General features: G+C 59.6%; 16 protein-coding genes. 10 read left to right on the forward strand and 6 right to left on the reverse strand.

All coding sequences use genetic code 11. The features are described 5' to 3' along the window. Window positions 1-65 precede the first annotated feature (65 nt). The 6 genes from ALQ04_RS25150 to ALQ04_RS25175 all read left to right on the forward strand — a co-directional run bounded on the left by ALQ04_RS25150 (window position 66) and on the right by ALQ04_RS25175 (window position 7,695). On the forward strand, window positions 66-1,457 hold the full coding sequence (locus ALQ04_RS25150) for an MFS transporter (RefSeq protein WP_122318516.1): 1,392 nt from the start codon (window positions 66-68) through the stop codon (window positions 1,455-1,457). Next, the gene (locus ALQ04_RS25155; protein ID WP_122318517.1) at window positions 1,457-2,191 is read left to right on the forward strand and encodes an SDR family oxidoreductase; all 735 of its coding nucleotides are present in this window, start codon (window positions 1,457-1,459) and stop codon (window positions 2,189-2,191) included. The genes ALQ04_RS25150 and ALQ04_RS25155 overlap by 1 nt, the downstream gene beginning before the upstream one ends. Before the next feature lie 38 nt (window positions 2,192-2,229). Next, window positions 2,230-3,078 carry an ureidoglycolate lyase gene (locus ALQ04_RS25160; protein WP_122318518.1) on the forward strand — a complete coding sequence of 283 codons (849 nt, stop codon included), beginning with the start codon at window positions 2,230-2,232 and terminating at the stop codon, window positions 3,076-3,078. Window positions 3,079-3,555: 477 nt separating this feature from the next. Then, window positions 3,556-5,628: a mechanosensitive ion channel family protein gene (locus tag ALQ04_RS25165; RefSeq protein WP_409077293.1), complete on the forward strand. Its 2,073-nt coding sequence runs from the start codon at window positions 3,556-3,558 to the stop codon at window positions 5,626-5,628. Between the two features lie 260 nt (window positions 5,629-5,888). Continuing rightward, window positions 5,889-6,773, forward strand: a complete 885-nt coding sequence (locus ALQ04_RS25170) for a sugar nucleotide-binding protein (RefSeq protein WP_122318520.1) — start codon at window positions 5,889-5,891, stop codon at window positions 6,771-6,773. Further along, window positions 6,766-7,695, forward strand: a complete 930-nt coding sequence (locus ALQ04_RS25175) for an NAD-dependent epimerase/dehydratase family protein (protein WP_122318521.1) — start codon at window positions 6,766-6,768, stop codon at window positions 7,693-7,695. Before ALQ04_RS25170 ends, ALQ04_RS25175 begins: the two co-directional genes overlap by 8 nt. 241 nt (window positions 7,696-7,936) lie before the next feature. Here ALQ04_RS25175 and ALQ04_RS25180 read toward each other — a convergent pair whose 3' ends face one another. The 5 genes from ALQ04_RS25180 to ALQ04_RS25200 all read right to left on the reverse strand — a co-directional run bounded on the left by ALQ04_RS25180 (window position 7,937) and on the right by ALQ04_RS25200 (window position 11,888). Next, a complete protein-coding gene (locus tag ALQ04_RS25180; protein WP_122318522.1) occupies window positions 7,937-8,623 on the reverse strand; it encodes an OmpW family protein in 687 nt (228 codons plus the stop codon). Window positions 8,624-8,728: 105 nt separating this feature from the next. Next, window positions 8,729-9,250: a DUF3299 domain-containing protein gene (locus ALQ04_RS25185; RefSeq protein WP_122318523.1), complete on the reverse strand. Its 522-nt coding sequence runs from the start codon at window positions 9,248-9,250 to the stop codon at window positions 8,729-8,731. Between the two features lie 11 nt (window positions 9,251-9,261). Beyond that, the gene (locus ALQ04_RS25190) at window positions 9,262-10,527 is read right to left on the reverse strand and encodes an ABC transporter permease (protein ID WP_122318524.1); all 1,266 of its coding nucleotides are present in this window, start codon (window positions 10,525-10,527) and stop codon (window positions 9,262-9,264) included. Between the two features lies 1 nt (window position 10,528). After that, the gene (locus ALQ04_RS25195) at window positions 10,529-11,239 is read right to left on the reverse strand and encodes an ABC transporter ATP-binding protein (protein ID WP_122318525.1); all 711 of its coding nucleotides are present in this window, start codon (window positions 11,237-11,239) and stop codon (window positions 10,529-10,531) included. A gap of 64 nt (window positions 11,240-11,303) precedes the next feature. Then, window positions 11,304-11,888 carry a DUF2796 domain-containing protein gene (locus ALQ04_RS25200; RefSeq protein WP_122318526.1) on the reverse strand — a complete coding sequence of 195 codons (585 nt, stop codon included), beginning with the start codon at window positions 11,886-11,888 and terminating at the stop codon, window positions 11,304-11,306. A gap of 199 nt (window positions 11,889-12,087) precedes the next feature. Between ALQ04_RS25200 and ALQ04_RS25205 the strand changes: the two genes are divergently transcribed. The 4 genes from ALQ04_RS25205 to ALQ04_RS25220 are packed head-to-tail and all read left to right on the forward strand — an operon-like array spanning window position 12,088 to window position 14,894. After that, on the forward strand, window positions 12,088-13,149 hold the full coding sequence (locus ALQ04_RS25205; RefSeq protein WP_122318527.1) for a type III polyketide synthase: 1,062 nt from the start codon (window positions 12,088-12,090) through the stop codon (window positions 13,147-13,149). Continuing rightward, window positions 13,146-14,069, forward strand: coding sequence for an aldo/keto reductase (locus tag ALQ04_RS25210; RefSeq protein ID WP_122318528.1), 924 nt, complete (start codon window positions 13,146-13,148; stop codon window positions 14,067-14,069). The genes ALQ04_RS25205 and ALQ04_RS25210 overlap by 4 nt, the downstream gene beginning before the upstream one ends. A 12-nt stretch (window positions 14,070-14,081) precedes the next feature. Then, window positions 14,082-14,495: a nuclear transport factor 2 family protein gene (locus tag ALQ04_RS25215; protein ID WP_122318529.1), complete on the forward strand. Its 414-nt coding sequence runs from the start codon at window positions 14,082-14,084 to the stop codon at window positions 14,493-14,495. Between the two features lie 45 nt (window positions 14,496-14,540). Then, window positions 14,541-14,894 carry a hypothetical protein gene (locus ALQ04_RS25220; RefSeq protein ID WP_122318530.1) on the forward strand — a complete coding sequence of 118 codons (354 nt, stop codon included), beginning with the start codon at window positions 14,541-14,543 and terminating at the stop codon, window positions 14,892-14,894. A 54-nt stretch (window positions 14,895-14,948) separates the two neighbouring features. Here the strand turns inward: ALQ04_RS25220 and trxA are convergent, their stop codons facing one another. Next, complete coding sequence (gene trxA, locus ALQ04_RS25225; RefSeq protein ID WP_122318531.1) at window positions 14,949-15,824, reverse strand: thioredoxin; 876 nt, start codon at window positions 15,822-15,824, stop codon at window positions 14,949-14,951. Window positions 15,825-15,886: the final 62 nt, after the last annotated feature.

Raw genomic sequence — 15,886 nt, forward strand, 5'->3', positions numbered from 1 at the left:
CCTGCCTGACAACGAGCCCTTCAATAAAAACAATCAGGCATGTAAACGTGCCAAGGGTTACTTCCATGCAAACACACGCTGAGAACCAGAGTGCCAGTGCGCACGCCAATGACCCTGCTTTCGAGGATCGAACCTACCGCAAGGTCATCCTGAGGATTCTGCCGGTCCTGCTGCTGTGCTACATGGCGGCCTATCTGGATCGGGTCAATATCGGCTTTGCCAAGCTGGATATGCTCAACGATCTGCAGTTCAGCAATACCGTCTATGCCTTGGGTGCCAGCGTGTTCTTCTGGGGTTACTTCCTGTTCGAGGTGCCGAGTAATCTGCTGCTGCACCGGTTCGGCGCGCGCTTCTGGATCGCCCGGATCATGCTCAGTTGGGCGGTGGTTTCGATTGCCGTGGCGTTTACGCTGCCGCTGTCGCGCTTTTTCCATATCGAAGCGAGCACGATGTTCTATGTGCTGCGTTTTCTGCTCGGTGTCTGTGAGGCCGGCTTCTTTCCCGGTGTCATCCTGTACCTCAATTACTGGTTTCCGACCCATCGGCAGAGCCGGGTAATGTCCGGGTTTCTGATGGCCTTGCCGGTCAGCCTGACGCTGGGCGGCATGTTGTCCGGTTGGTTGATGACCAGCATGAACGGCATACAGGGCATGGCCGGCTGGCAATGGATGCTGATCATCGAAGGCATTCCCTCGATTGTCATGGCCTTTGTGGTGATTGCCTGTCTGTGCGACAACATCGACTCGGCCAAATGGCTCTCGATAGCGGAAAAGGCCATGCTCAAGGCCAATCTGCAAAAGGACAGCCACGGCAAGGCCACGCGCATGAGTGAAGTCTTCTTCAACCCGCGTGTGTGGCTGCTGGTGCTGATTCTGCTGACCTTCAATACCGGTTTCTATGGCCTGGCGTTCTGGATGCCCTCGATCATCAAGAGCGCCGGTATTTCCAATACCCTGCATATCGGCCTGCTGACCGCGATTCCCTATGGCGTGGCGACCGTAGCGATGCTGCTCAATGCCCGGCATTCCAACCGTACCGGCGAGCGGCGCATGCATGCCGCGATTCCGGCCTTTATCGGCGGGATTGGCCTGATTCTCAGCGCTTACTTTTCTCAGGATCTGGTGCTGTCCGTGCTGTTTCTCACGGTGGCGGCTTCGGGAATTCTGAGCCTGATGCCGATCTTCTGGACCCTGCCGGGCACGCTGCTGTCCGGTGTCGCCGCAGCAGCCGGTATCGGCATGATCAACGCCATCGGCAATCTGTCCGGCTTTACCGGTTCGATGATCACGGCTGTCGCCGAAACCCTCACCGGCAATATCAATAACGGAACCTATGTGCTGGCGCTCTGCTTGCTGGTCAGTGGCGGGCTGATTCTGGCGATTCCCGGCAGCATGCTGGGCAAGAAAATGGCTGCCAGCCCTGTGCTTCCTACACATCTGGGCATGGAGAAAGCATGATGAAGAACAAGCGCGTTCTGATTACCGCTGGCGGCCAGGGCATCGGCCTGGCCAGTGCCAGGGCCTTTGTCGAAGCGGGTGCCGAAGTGATTGCGACCGATATCGACATCCGCCAGTTGCAGAGCATTGCCGGTCTGCAGGCCATGGTTCTGGATGTAACCTCGGCCACGGATATCCTCGCCTTGAGCGAGCAGGTCGGCGCGGTGGATGTGTTGTTCAATTGCGCGGGCTATGTGCACGCGGGCAATATTTTCGAGTGCGACGAAGCCGCCTGGAGCCGTTCCATGGAGCTGAATGTCACGGCCATGTACCGCATGATCCGGGCATTTCTGCCCGGTATGCTGGAGCGTGGCGGTGGTTCGATCATCAACATGGCGTCGGTGGCTTCAAGCGTCAAAGGCGTGCCCAATCGCTTCGCCTACACCGCGAGCAAGGCCGCAGTGGTGGGGCTGACCAAATCGGTTGCTGCAGATTTCATTGGCCAGGGCATTCGTTGCAATGCCATTTGCCCGGGCACTGTGGACTCGCCTTCGCTCCGTGCGCGCATTGCTGCCCAGGCGCTCCAGCAAGGGATTTGCGAAGAGCAGGTTTACCGGCAGTTTGTCGAACGTCAGCCCATGGGCCGACTCGGCAGTGCAGAGGAAATCGCTCGACTGGTTCTTTATCTGGGCTCCGATGCCTCTTCCTACACTACAGGTGCTTTGCATGTCATCGATGGCGGCATGAGTATCTGAATCCCGGTTTGCACCTTCGACAGAAACAGGAGAACCCGATGAAATTGCTACGTTACGGCGAAAAAGGTTCGGAAAGGCCCGGCCTGCTCGATGCCAACAACCAGATCCGCGATCTTGGCGCTCATGTGCCGGACATTGCCGGCGATGCCTTGACCCCGCACGGCCTTGCAGCCCTGGCTGCACTCGATCCCGCCAGCCTGCCGCTGGTGCCGGGCAAGCCGCGTATCGGGCCTTGCGTGGGGCAGGTGGGAAAGTTCATCTGCATCGGCCTGAACTACGCCGATCACGCTGCCGAATCCAATATGGAAGTGCCCAGGGAGCCGATCATCTTCAACAAGTGGACCAGTGCCATTTGCGGGCCGAACGATGCGGTGGAGATTCCGCGAGGTTCGAGCAAGACCGACTGGGAAGTGGAGCTTGGCGTGGTCATTGGCAAGGGCGGGCGCTACATCGACGAAGTCAATGCCATGGAACACGTGGCCGGCTATTGCGTGATCAACGATGTGTCCGAGCGTGAATGGCAACTGGAACGTGGCGGGACCTGGGACAAAGGCAAGGGCTTCGACACTTTTGGTCCTATCGGCCCATGGCTGGTGACCCGTGACGAGATTGCCGACCCGCATTCGCTCGACCTGTGGCTGGAGGTCGATGGGCATCGTTATCAGCAGGGCAATACCCGCACGCTGATCTTCAACGTCCCGCAACTGATCGCCTACCTGAGCCGCTGCATGAGCCTGCAACCGGGCGATGTGATCTCCACCGGCACGCCACCGGGCGTTGGTCTGGGAGTGAAGCCCACGCCAGTTTTCCTGCGTCCCGGTCAAACCATGCGCCTGGGCATTGCCGGGCTGGGTGAACAGCAGCAGGTGACGGTGCAGGCTGACTAATTTTGCGGATGAATCCGCTCCCGCAGTTCACGATTGGTGACAAATTAGGCACGGTCGCGCCAATAGGTATCCTCGGTGTAAGCCATGGATACTTTTCCGGGGCGTGACTGTGCCAGCCATCCTCCACCATACGTACTTCTGGACGGCAGTTTCGCCGGAGAAGGGCGGAAATGACGGGCGAGGCTGTGTAGCTATGGACATTCTGGAACCTCAAGGCCGATTGAGGTCATGACGTAGAATGCTTGTTCTACGTCGAGCAAACAACGCTGATACTTGATGCGCAAGTGCCATACATTTGTGCGCATCATCGAACTTGCGGGCCGAACCGGAATCAGTTTCTTGGAGTTTTGGCCCTGTCGGTCATTTCAGCGAAGGAGAAACTGCCCGGTGTCTCAGTTAAAAACCTTGATCCTGTTGGGACTGCTGTTTTTTGCAGGCAGCTTGCATGTTCAGGCCGCCGACGTGCCGGCTCTGCCTATGGCTGCAGCGGCTCCTGTCGACGACAAGGCCACCGAGAAAAAAGAGAAGACCGACAAGGCCGATGAAAAACCGGCAGACAAACCCGATGAAAAAGCCGCCGAGGCCGACCCCGCCGCTGCCGAGATACTGGTTCAGGGTGGTTTGCTCGGGGCGATCAGCACCAGCATCGACGACATTCAGAAGACCCTCAACCTCGACGAAAGCCTGTGGGATGCCTGGCGCCTGCGGGCTGACCGGGCGGCCGACGAGATTGGCGATCTGGTCAACAAGCGCACGGCACGTTCTCCGTGGAGTGTCGTGGGCGACTTCCTGTTGTTGTCGGTGGTGTGGATGGGCGCATTTGCCGTACTGACAACATTGGGGCGTTTTCTGGCGATCCGCCTGAATCGACGTCCGTTTCTCCAGGTCCGCGAGCGCAGTCGGGCGCTGCTCAAATATGTACTGCCTTTCACCCTGCCTGCGGTCATCTGTCTGCCGTTGACGCTGTATGTCAGCCATTTCATGCCGAGCTCTGTGGGGCGTGCGCTGTCGCTGTGTTTTGCCTATGCGACCAGCAGCGGCATTGTTTCCACCTCGGTGCTGCTGTGCGTCGTCGTCATGTTCAACTCCGGCCACAAGCGTGCCGCCGTGCGCATGATTCGTCGCTACAGCCCGAAACCGTTGTTCGTCATCGGCTTTCTGGCAGCACTCAGCGATGCGCTGACCAGCCCGCAGATTGCAAGGCAACTGGGCAGCAACTTCACCACCAGCGTGTCGGTCTTCACCGGGCTGTTCGCTTCGGTCGTGTTCTGCATGCTGGTGATCAAGGTGCGGCGTCCCATTGCGCATCTGATCCGCAACCGCTCGTTGAACAGCCGCCTGGAGAGGCCCGCGCTACAGAAGTCCTTGAAGGTCTTCTCCAACCTTTGGCACTTGCCGATCCTGCTGATGATCCTGGTGTCGGCCATCAACCTGATCGGCGCCGGGGAGGACAGTCAGGAAGCGCTGCGTTGCGCACTGTTCACCACCTTGCTGCTGATTGCTACGGTATTCCTGAGCACGGTCTTCGAGCACTTTTTCAAGCAGTCCGAAGAACCGGGGCGTGGCGGGCATGTGTACAAGGCGCGCCTGCTCAGCCTGATGTATGCGGTGTTGCGCATTGTGCTGGCGGTGGCGTTCATCGAAATCCTGGGGCGGATCTGGGGTTTCTCGATGTTCGAGTTCGCCCAGCGCAATACCCTGGGACGGGTGATCAGCGACTCGCTGAGCAGTATCGGCCTGATCTTCCTGGTCACCTGGTTGCTGTGGGTGGTGCTCGACACGGCTATTCAGGAAGCTCTCAAACCGCCGCTCAACCATCGCAACGGACGTCAGCCCAGCACGCGGATCAAGACCATCCTGCCGCTGCTGCGCAATGCGGTGAAAATCATTCTGGTAGTGATCTGCTCGATCACCACCATGGCCAACCTGGGGATCAATGTCGCACCGCTGCTGGCCGGTGCCGGGGTAGTCGGTCTGGCCATCGGTTTCGGTTCGCAGCAACTTGTACAGGACGTGATCACCGGCTTGTTCATCATCATCGAAGACACCTTTTCCGTCGGCGACTGGGTGGTGCTCAGCACTGGCCATTCCGGCTCGGTCGAAAGCCTGACGATCCGTACCGTGCGCCTGCGTGACGGCAAGGGGTTCGTGCATTCGGTGCCGTTCGGGCAGATCAAGGCGGTGACCAACCAGTCCCGGCAGTTCGCCTATGCGTTCTTCTCGGTGCAGTTCACCTATGACTCCGACATCGACGAAGCCCTGGCGCTGATTCGCGAGACCGGGCAGTCGATCTCCGAGGACATTCTGCTCAAGAACAACCTGCAAGGACCGCTGGAAGTGTTCGGGGTCGACCGCATGGACCTCAACGGCGTGGTCCTGACTGCCCAGTTCCGTACCTCGTCGGGCGGCCAGTACAGCGTGGGCCGTGCCTTCAACGAGCGGCTCAAGCGGCTTGTGGACAAGAATCCGGACGTGCGCTTTGCCCAGACTTATCCACAGGTGGTCATGAACCCGGGCGCAGCCCCGGCCCCGCAACCCGCCGCCGAGTAAGCTGTAAACACCGTCCTGACCTGTCGCGGGCAAGCCCCCTACCACAATGGATTGTGTGCATCCTGTGGGATGGGGGCGCTACGGCAGTTCCATGAATATGGCGCTTTTTCGAGAGTGAATTCGTTCCTGTGCAGTCTGTTTTCAGCGCCGCATGATCGAGTACCCGTGGCAACTGTTGGGTGATAGCGGTCAACGTGGTATGTTTGCAGACGTTTTTCACCTGATTACTTGATGATTCTGATACCGAGCCTGCTGACTCTATGCGAATGCGCCTTATGCTATTGGGCGGCGGGAATGCCCTCGGGCAAGCGCTGATTCGTCTGGGTGCCGAGGAAGACATTGGTTTCCTCGCGCCGCGTCCCCCGCAAGACGGCTGGGATGCAGCGAGCCTGACGCAACTGCTCGATGACACCCGTCCCGATGCCTTGATCAACCTTGCTTACTACTTCGACTGGTTTCAGGCGGAGACAGTGGGTGAGGCGCGTCTGACCCAACAGGAACGCTCAGTCGAGCGCCTGGCCGAATTGTGTCAGCACCACAACATCGTTCTTGTGCAACCTTCCAGCTATCGAGTGTTCGATGGCTCGCGGGCAACGGCCTACAGCGAAAAGGACGACCCTGTTCCCCTGGGCCTGCGTGGCCAGGCCTTGTGGCGCATCGAGCAGAGCGTGCGTGCGGCCTGCCCGCAACATGTGTTGGTGCGTTTTGGCTGGTTGCTGGACGACAGCGCCGACGGTGTACTGGGCCGTTTCCTGACTCGTGCCGAAAAGCCTGACGAATTGCTGCTGGCCGATGACCGCCGCGGCAACCCGACACCCGTCGACGATGCTGCCCGAGTGCTCATCTCCATACTCAAGCAGCTCGATTGCGAAGCGCCATTGTGGGGTACTTACCACTACGCGGGGCATGAGGCCACGACGCCTCTGGCGCTGGGGCAGGCGGTTCTCACCGAGGCGCGGCTGATGCATCCGCTGGCTATCGAGTCGCCCACTGCGCAAGCTCACGCCGCCCGTCCCGATGCCGCGGAAGAGCCGCAGCATGGCGTACTGGCCTGCAAGAAGATTCTCCACACTTTCGGTATCAAGCCGCGCGCCTGGCGTGCGGGCTTGCCAAGCCTGCTGGATCGGTACTATCGACATGTCTGACGCTCCAATCCTGATTACCGGCGGTGCGGGCTTCATCGGCTCGCACCTGGCCGACGCCTTGCTGGCCCAGGGGTATGCGGTACGCATCCTCGATGATCTTTCAACCGGCAAGCGCAGCAACCTGCAGATGGCTAACCCGCGTCTGGAACTGATCGAGGGCGATGTCGCCGACAGCGCCCTGGTGACCCGCGCGGCCCAGGGCTGTCAGGCAGTCGTGCACCTGGCTGCGGTGGCTTCGGTACAGGCGTCGGTGGAAGATCCGGTCAAGACCCATCAGAGCAACTTCATTGGCACCCTGAATGTCTGCGAAGCCATGCGCGAGGCCGGCATCAAGCGTGTCCTGTTCGCCTCCAGTGCGGCGGTGTACGGCAACAATGGCGAAGGCGAGTCGATCACCGAAGATACGCTCAAGGCACCGCTGACGCCGTATGCCTCGGACAAGCTGGCCAGCGAGCAGTACCTGGACTTCTATCGCCGTCAGCATGGCTTTGAGCCGGTAGTGTTTCGCTTCTTCAACATCTTCGGCCCGCGCCAGGATCCATCGTCACCGTATTCCGGGGTGATCAGCATCTTTGCCGAGCGCGCAGAAAAGGGCCTGCCGATCACGGTGTTTGGCGATGGCGAGCAGACCCGGGATTTCTTCTACATCGGTGATCTGACCCGACTGTTGATCCAGGCGCTGGAGCAACCGGCTCCAGCCGAAGGCGCGATCAACGTCGGCTTGAACAAGGCCACCTCGCTCAACGAGCTGTTGGCGGCGCTCTCGCAAGTGATCGGCCAATTGCCGCCAGTCAGCTATCAGGCACCGCGTTCCGGCGACATTCGTCATTCACGGGCGGATAACCAGCGGCTGCTGGAGCGTTTTACGCTGGCAGAGTCGACCCCTCTGGGTGTCGGCTTGGCTCGATTGCTGGAGCGTTGAGTTCCTGAGCCAACTGCGTTTGTGAATGCATTACAAAAAAGGTGACCGCTGGCAATCGGGGCCAACGGTTACGTCAAACCCAAGTACTTTCGTGATATTGCCTGATGAGCTGGAAGAACTGGCAGGCATCTCTATCGTGCATGTAGACGGTGCGCTGTTTCAAATAACTCGTGATTAGTCCACAACGACAAAGGCACCCGAACAGGGTGCCTTTGAATGTTAGTGGCTTGTGCTGCGGGTATCAGAACTTGTAACCCACGCCGACCATGTAGACCCATGGATCGATGTCCACATCGACCTTGGTCTTGCCGACGCCGAGGCCGGCTGGACCGTCCATGGAGGCTTCGGTGTCGATATCGACATACCAGACCGAAGCGTTGAGCATGATGTTGTCGGTGAGCATATAGTCCATGCCCACCTGGCCAGCCAGACCGACCGAGTCCTTGAGCTTGAGGTTGCTGAAGCCCTGAGCCTCGCGAGCGCCGGTCAGGTCGGTGTCAAAGAACGTGGTGTAGTTGATACCGATGCCTGCATAAGGCTGAAACTTCGAGGAAGGCTCCATCGGGTAGTACTGCAGGGACAGGGTCGGTGGCAGGTGTTTGATATCGGCGAGTTTGCCATCGAGTCCGCCACCCAGGCCGCTGACCGACACGGTGTGGTTGAAAGGCGTCGCTGCCAGCAGTTCGATACCGACATGCGAGGTCAGCATGTAGGCAAAGGTCAGGCCGAGCTGGGTATTGCCATCGACGCTTGCCTTGGTTCCGGAAGCTTTGGTGCCATCGAGCCTCAGCTCGCCACTGTCTTCGCGAGGGTCGACATGCGCAGCGCCAGCACGGACGATGAAGTCGCCGGCCTCGTGAGCCTGGGCGGCGATAGGTGCGGCGATTGCGAGCGCTATGAGTGAGGCGCGAAGCAAATTCTTGTTCATGGGTGGCTCCAAGGGGTCAGTAAGTTATATGGGCTAATGTTAAAGCGCTGTTTTGAGGCGACTTTGATACAGCTCAATGAAATCGCTGAGGACCCTTGCAAGGGCTCATGAATCCGGCAACTCGTAGACAAATATCTTGTCTGCCTGCATCTGATAACCCGCTTCTGCCAGCTCGCTGGTCGATGACTTTGCCTGCATCGGCCCTTCGACCCAATACGGCTGGTACAGCTCATCGACCTTCACACCCAGTTCACTGGTGACGTGCACGATCTGGTTGGCGGGCGGCGGCGGAACATGGATGCAGGCACCGAAATACGGCACCAGCAAAAACTCCGTCACTCGTCCTTCCTCGCTGACCTCAAGTGGCACGATATAGCCCGGCAGACGTACCAGCTTGCCATCCAGTGCCTTGACGACCGGCGCATGGGGAGCAAGTTGTCTGGCTGCCGGCGCCGACTCCATAGTCAGCGCATCGGACAGCTTCGACATGTCGTGCAGCGGTGCGGTAACGGGCTCCACGACAGGTGCATCAGGCGGAATCATGTCATTCCAGGTCAGCTCGCGCGGCTCGGCGGCCCACACCGAAGTGCTGGCCGAAAGCAGCAGGGATATCAGCAAGCGCCGCATGGTGAAGCTCCTCATAAGCGAATCGACAGTCCATCGGCCAGCGATTGCCTGTAGGCTCGCCATGCTGGCACGGTTCCCATCAACAGCGCAGCGGCCAGAATGCCACCGAGCAATTTCCATTCATATTGGCCAGGTGGCATAGACGAGAGGTACAAACCGTAACTGTTTTGTACAAAGTCCTGCGCCAGCGCAATGCCGAGATAGAGCAGTGCAAGGCCGCTGATGACTCCCGCCAGCGCCAGGGCAAAGGCTTCGAGAATCAGCAGGCTTGCGATATGCCAGGGACGTGCGCCGACCGATCTCAAGATGGCCATTTCCCGACGGCGCTCGTTCAGGCTGGTAAGAATCGCCGTCAGCATACCAATCAGACCGGTCAGCACAACAAACAGGGAAATCACGAACAGGGCTTTCTCGGCGGTGCCCATCAGGCTCCACAATTCCTGCAAGGCCACGCCCGGCAGAATCGCCAGCAGCGGCTCGCCGCGGAATTCATTGATCTCGCGTTGCAGGCTGAAGGTTGCGATCTTGCTGTTCAAACCGAGCATGACCGCCGTGATCGCCGTGGGCGTGAGGTCCATGTTGCGCGCCTGATCGGCTGAGATACGTTGGTTGCCCCGTGCTGGCGCACCGTTGTGCCAGTCGATATGAATGGCCTCCATGCCGCCCAGGCTGATATGCAGGGTGCGGTCGACCGGCGTTCCGGTCGGTTTGAGGATGCCGACTACCGTGAAGGGCTTGTCGTCGTGCTTGACCAGACTGATCGCGGCCACGCCATGGGCCAGGACCAGTTTGTCGCCCAGCTTGTACTGCAGCGCCCTGGCGACTTCAGCGCCGAGTACCACTTCAAATGGATCGGTCTGGAAGGCGCGACCAACGGCCAGTGCCAGATGCTGCTGACGGCCGTATTGGTAATTCTCGAAATAGGATTCGTTGGTGCCCATCACCCGGTAGCCGCGATGGGAGTCGCCCAGGGAAATCGGGATCGCCCATTTGACCTGCTTGTTATTGGCCAGTTGCTCGAAGCTGTCCCAGCGAATGTTGTTGGTCGCATTGCCGATACGGAACACCGAGTAGAGCAGCAGGTTGATCGAGCCGGAGCGGGCGCCGACGATCAGGTCCGTGCCACTGATGGTGCTGGCGAAACTGGCGCGGGCTTCGGTGCGTACGCGCTCGACGGCCAACAGCAGGCAGACCGACAGGGCGATGGCGAAAACGGTGAGGAATGCGGTGAAGCGGCGGTTGGCCAGACTGGCCATTGCCAGGCGAAACAGATACATCTCAAACCTCCACGTTGACGGCAGCTCGATTGAGTTCGGACAGCGACAGGTTGCGGTCGAACAGCGGCGCCAGACTCTGGTCGTGGCTGACGAACAGCAGACTGGAACCGGCTTCGCGGCATTCGGCGAACAACAGCTGGATAAACGATTCCCGGGTGTCGGCATCCAGTGCCGAAGTGGGCTCGTCGGCGATCACCAGTTCCGGCTGGCCGATCAGCGCGCGTGCTGCAGCAACCCGTTGTTGCTGGCCGATGGACAATGAACCGGCGCGGCGGCTCAGCAAGGCCGGATCTTTCAGGCCCAGATGCGCGAGCAGCGTGCTGGTGGCTTGTTCAACGCTGCCATGGCGCTGTTTCGCCCGCTCGGCACGAACCCTGGAAAAGTGGCAGGGCAGCTCGACGTTTTCCCGTACCGAGAGAAACGGCAACAGGTTGAACTGCTGGAAGATATAGCCGGTGTGATCGACCCGAAAGCGATCCCGTGCGCCCGCCGACAATTGCGACAACTCCTGGCCCAGCAGCCGAATGCTGCCGCGCACCGGTTTCTGGACGCCGCCCAGCAGGCCCAGCAAGGTGGTCTTGCCACTGCCGCTCGGGCCTTTGAGGAAAAGTGTCTCGCCCGGTTCCAGGCGAAACGCCGGGATATCCAGCAATTGCGGATGACCCGGCCAGTTGAAGCTCAGGTCCGACAGCTCGATAAGTGCTTGGGTCATGGCCACGCTCGTGCTTGAAAGTAAAAGACCGGGCCAGGCCCGGTCGTTGTATTGCAGGAACTCATCAGAACTTGAGCGATGGATTCGTCGCAAGCACTTCTGCGCCTGACTGGCCGCTTGGCGAGATCATTTGTACCTGAAGCTTTTTGGTGTCGGGGAAGGTCAGGAAGATCTGCGACAGGTCGAGCTTTTTCAGAATCGCCGGTGCATCACAGATGAATTTGTAATGGCCCTTGATTTCGCTGTGTTCGTGATGCTCTTCGCCAGCCTTGGCGTGTTCGTCATGATCGTCATCCTTGTCACCGAACAGCGGGCTTTCGAGCTTCACCGAGGTGGCCGAGCAGTTGGCGGCATCCGAGATGCTGAACAGCGCATTGGGCTTGAGCAGTTGCTCGCGAGCCTTGGCCAGTTTTGCCTTGTCTTCGGCGGAAGTCGCTTCATGCTCGAAGCCGACAATGTTCATCGCCGGGCTCTCGAATTCCAGCTCCAGATTCTTGCCGGAAAGCACCACATCCAGACGACCTACGCCATGCTCATGTGCGCCCAGGCTGCCGTGCTCGTGTTCGTGGTCATGATCGTGTGTTTCGGCAGCGTTGACGACAGCCAGTGGCAGCAGGGCGAAGGGTAGGGCGAGAAGCAGACGGCGCATGACGGACTCCGAAGATGATTGGGAAGAATCTGTTATGTGATCTTATAACAGTTGGCGGCGCGATGATCCGTTTTTTATCCGCGCCGGTGATTTGGCATACCGTACCAGCAGGTTATGCCGAAGCAATCTCATGGCGCCTGAAATTCCTCCTACCGTCAAATGAAGAGGGCGCAGGGATCGAAATCTCAGGGAGAGAGCCATGCCAACGCTTTGCTGTCCTGCGGTCGCAGTGCCGGAGTTCACCATCAGTCTTGAGCAGACGCTGGCGCTGGTTTCCAATCTGCATTCGCAACACCCGCAATTGCCGCTGGTGCGCCGCCTGATCCGCAATACCCGGGTGCGCAAACGTCACTTGGTGCAGTCCATAGAGCAGACTCTGGAGCATCCGGGCTTCGAGGTGCGCAATCTGATCTATGCCCGCGAAGCCAGGGCGCTGCTTCCCGATGTGGTGAGCCGTGCGCTGGGCAATGCCCGTCTGCTTGCCCGGCAGATCGACGCCATCGTTTTTGTGTCCTGCACCGGTTTCATGATGCCTTCGCTGACCGCCTGGATGATCAATGAACTGGGATTTCGCAGCGATACACGACAGATACCCATTGCCCAACTGGGCTGTGCGGCCGGTGGCTCGGCCATCAACCGGGCCCATGATTTCTGTCTGGCCTATCCGCAGGCCAATGTACTGATCGTGGCCTGCGAGTTCTGTTCGCTGTGTTATCAGCCAACTGATGTGACGGTAGGCAATCTGCTCTCCAACGGGTTGTTTGGCGATGCCCTGGCGGCTGCGGTGGTGTGCGGCCAGGGTGGGGAAGGCGTCCGGTTACAGGGTAATGGCTCGCGTCTGGTGCCTGGCACCGAAGACTGGATCAGCTATGCCGTCAAAGCCAGCGGCTTTCACTTCTGTCTTGATCGACGAGTGCCCGGCACCATGGCGCAACTGGCGCCGGAGATCCGTTCGGTGGCGGCAGAGCATGGCTGGCAGGCCGAGCAACTGGATTTCTACATCATCCACGCCGGAGGTCCGCGCATTCTCGATGATCTCTCGCTCTATCTGGGCGTAGACAGCGCGCTGTTCGCCCACAGCCGCGCCACATTGACCGAGTACGGCAACATTGCCTCGGTTGTGGTGCTGGATGCATTGCGCCGTCTGTTCGAGGCGGGCGGCGCCGGGCAGGGCGCCCGCGGGCTCATTGCCGGTTTCGGTCCCGGCATCACTGCGGAAATAACCTTGGGTACATGGAACAACAGGGAGGTTTCACCATGACAGTCGCGGATACTTTTCTTCTCGGGGGAGACATGCCGGTCAAGCGTATGGGCTACGGCGCCATGCACCTGACCGGGTACGGCATGTGGGGGCCTGCGGCGGATCCGCAGCAGGCCAAAGCGCTGCTGCGGCATGCCGTTCATGAGCAGGGCGTTACGTTCATCGATACAGCAGACGCCTATGGTCCGGGAGATAACGAAGAGCTCATTCGTGCCGCACTTCATCCGTACCCTGAAGAACTGGTCATTTCCACCAAGGGCGGGATGTTGCGCTCCGGTCCGAATGACTGGATTCATGGCGCGCCGGGTGCTCCGTATATCGTGCCTCTGGGACGTCCAGAGTACCTGCGCCAGCAGGTGGAAATGAGCCGGCGTCGCCTGCAGGTCGAGCGTATCGATCTGTATCAGTTGCACAGTGTCGATCCGCAAGTGCCGCTGGCCGAATCCCTCGGCGAACTGGTGCGTTTGCGTGAGCAGGGCAAGATCCGCCACATCGGTTTATCCAACCAGCCCGGCGTTACGCTTGAGCAACTGGAAGAGGCGCATCGCGTGGCGGGCATTGCGGCCATCGAGAGTCTTTACAACATTGCCGATCGCAGCGATGAGCCGGTATTGCAGCGCGCCCAGGCGCTGAATATCGCCTTCATTCCATGGTTCCCGCTCGGCCACGGTGCCCTTGTCGGGTCGGACAGCGCATTGCTGCCGCTCGCCGGACAATATGCGTTGACCCCTTCGCAACTGGCGTTGGCCTGGTTGCTCAATCATGCCGCGCACACGGTCTTGATTCCCGGCACCACTGCCATCGCCCATCTGCAGGAAAATGTCAGGGCGGCGAGCGTGCAACTGGATGAAAGCCAGCTGGCAGCGATTGTTCGCGAAGTCGATCACCTCGCGCTGCCGACCTGGCGTCCCGAACGTTGAGGAGGACAGGCCATGAATACCTGCCAGCGCAATGTCGCAACCCTGCGGGCGATCTACGAGGATCTGACGCGCATTGCCGAGTTTGCAGACGATGACATCGTCCTGCACAAGGCCGACCAGACCGCGTGCCCGGCCACGGTCATCGGCAAGCAGGCGGTGCGCGGTCATGAAGTAGAGCTTATCGCCCTGACGCACTATTCGTTGTTCATGGAGGTGCAGGATATCATCGCCAACGATTGTTTCGGCGCGGTCCTCGGCAACCTGCGCGCCAGACCGGATGAGCAGGGCATCTGCATGCCGTTCTGCGGTTTATGGCGCTTTCGCGAGGGAAAGGTCATCGAACACTGGGAAAACGCCTACGACGTTGCGGCGTTTGCCGGTTTTCTGCGCGGTGACGATGCACAGGCCGCTCGCTGGCTGTGTTGAGCCACGTGTGGGAGCATGTGCATCTGTCAAAGCGAGGAACAGAGCATGCTGCGTATCCGTGGAACCATTGGCCAATGGCCGGTGGATTTGACCCTGGAAATGGACGACGGTGACTGGGCGCAACTGGGTGCCCAACTCAAGGCGGCCGCTCCTGAAGCGCCGGCTGTTGTGGAAAGCAGGCCGGTCAATCAGGACGACAGGATCTGGCAGATCGCCAGGGACCTGCTGCAAAAGGCCGGGCAACTCAGCGGGCCGGATCTGCTGGGTAAACTCGAAGGCCTGACCGGCAGCACCGCCGCCGGCAAGCGCCTGCTGGTACGTCTGCGCCATAGCGCCAATGTGAAGGTCGCAAGCGGCGCGGATGCACCCATTTACAGTTGGGTGGATATTCGCGAATGAATGGGCTTCCCCACAAGTGAAGTGGGAGCCAATTCATTCGCGAAAAACGCTCACTCAATACAGCGCGGCAAACAACTTGCGACGGTATGTCGTCACCAGCGGATGGTCATTGCCCAGCAGGTCGAACACTTGCAGCAAGGTCTTGTGCGGCAGGCCTTCGGCGTAGTTGCGGTTGCGGATGAACAGCTTGAGCAAGCCTTCCAGCGCCGTTTCGTATTGCTGGCGGGACAATTGCTGGACGGCCAGTTGATACGAGGCTTCGTCATCCTGCGGGTTTTGCGCCAGACGGGTTTTCAGTTCGGCGCTGTCCGGCAGCGTGGCGGCTTCGGCGAGGAAGGTCAGTTGCGCCTTGGCGCCGGCCAGTTCGGCCTTGTTGGCATCGTCGCTCTTGACCGCATCCAGCACGGTACGGGCTTCACCCAGTTCGCCACGCTCGGCGAGGCAACGCGCATACAGGATCAGCGCTGCTGCATGGGTATTGTCTTCGCCCAGCATCACTTTGAGCACCGCTTCGGCATCGGCAAAACGGCTTTCGGCGAACAGTGTCCGGGCCTGTTGCAGCGGGTCGGCGGCGGCAGGTGGCGGCATGACGACGTGTTGTTCGAGCAGCTTGCGAATCTCCGACTCGGGCTGAGCACCGGCAAAACCGTCCACCGGCTGACCATCCTTGAACAGCACTACCGTCGGCAGGCTGCGGATACCAAAGCGGGCAACGATTTCCTGTTCGATATCGCAGTTGACCTTGGCCAGCAGCAACTCGCCCTGATAGCTCTCGGTGATCTGCTCCAGCAGCGGCATCAGCACTTTGCACGGCGCACACCACTCGGCCCAGAAATCCACCAGCACAGGCTGATCGAATGACTTGTCGATCACCAACTGGTCGAAGTTCGCGGCGGTTGCCTCGAAGATGTAAGAAGTGTCCTGGCTCATTGCTTGCCTCGCGAAATCTGAATGCCGCCAACTATAAAGGCCTCAGGGGTTTGCTGAAAGCG

This window comes from Pseudomonas cichorii (genome assembly GCF_003700275.1).
Taxonomy (GTDB): Bacteria; Pseudomonadota; Gammaproteobacteria; order Pseudomonadales; family Pseudomonadaceae; genus Aquipseudomonas; species Aquipseudomonas cichorii_B.

Excerpts from the sequence above, each read along its gene's own strand:
- ALQ04_RS25150 (WP_122318516.1), top strand. The coding sequence starts at position 66 with ATGCAAACACACGCTGAGAACCAGAGTGCCAGTGCGCACGCCAATGAC.
- ALQ04_RS25155 (WP_122318517.1), top strand. The coding sequence starts at position 1,457 with ATGAAGAACAAGCGCGTTCTGATTACCGCTGGCGGCCAGGGCATCGGC.
- ALQ04_RS25160 (WP_122318518.1), top strand. The coding sequence starts at position 2,230 with ATGAAATTGCTACGTTACGGCGAAAAAGGTTCGGAAAGGCCCGGCCTG.
- ALQ04_RS25165 (WP_409077293.1), top strand. The coding sequence starts at position 3,556 with ATGGCTGCAGCGGCTCCTGTCGACGACAAGGCCACCGAGAAAAAAGAG.
- ALQ04_RS25170 (WP_122318520.1), top strand. The coding sequence starts at position 5,889 with ATGCGAATGCGCCTTATGCTATTGGGCGGCGGGAATGCCCTCGGGCAA.
- ALQ04_RS25175 (WP_122318521.1), top strand. The coding sequence starts at position 6,766 with ATGTCTGACGCTCCAATCCTGATTACCGGCGGTGCGGGCTTCATCGGC.
- ALQ04_RS25180 (WP_122318522.1), bottom strand. The coding sequence starts at position 8,623 with ATGAACAAGAATTTGCTTCGCGCCTCACTCATAGCGCTCGCAATCGCC.
- ALQ04_RS25185 (WP_122318523.1), bottom strand. The coding sequence starts at position 9,250 with ATGCGGCGCTTGCTGATATCCCTGCTGCTTTCGGCCAGCACTTCGGTG.
- ALQ04_RS25190 (WP_122318524.1), bottom strand. The coding sequence starts at position 10,527 with ATGTATCTGTTTCGCCTGGCAATGGCCAGTCTGGCCAACCGCCGCTTC.
- ALQ04_RS25195 (WP_122318525.1), bottom strand. The coding sequence starts at position 11,239 with ATGACCCAAGCACTTATCGAGCTGTCGGACCTGAGCTTCAACTGGCCG.
- ALQ04_RS25200 (WP_122318526.1), bottom strand. The coding sequence starts at position 11,888 with ATGCGCCGTCTGCTTCTCGCCCTACCCTTCGCCCTGCTGCCACTGGCT.
- ALQ04_RS25205 (WP_122318527.1), top strand. The coding sequence starts at position 12,088 with ATGCCAACGCTTTGCTGTCCTGCGGTCGCAGTGCCGGAGTTCACCATC.
- ALQ04_RS25210 (WP_122318528.1), top strand. The coding sequence starts at position 13,146 with ATGACAGTCGCGGATACTTTTCTTCTCGGGGGAGACATGCCGGTCAAG.
- ALQ04_RS25215 (WP_122318529.1), top strand. The coding sequence starts at position 14,082 with ATGAATACCTGCCAGCGCAATGTCGCAACCCTGCGGGCGATCTACGAG.
- ALQ04_RS25220 (WP_122318530.1), top strand. The coding sequence starts at position 14,541 with ATGCTGCGTATCCGTGGAACCATTGGCCAATGGCCGGTGGATTTGACC.
- trxA (WP_122318531.1), bottom strand. The coding sequence starts at position 15,824 with ATGAGCCAGGACACTTCTTACATCTTCGAGGCAACCGCCGCGAACTTC.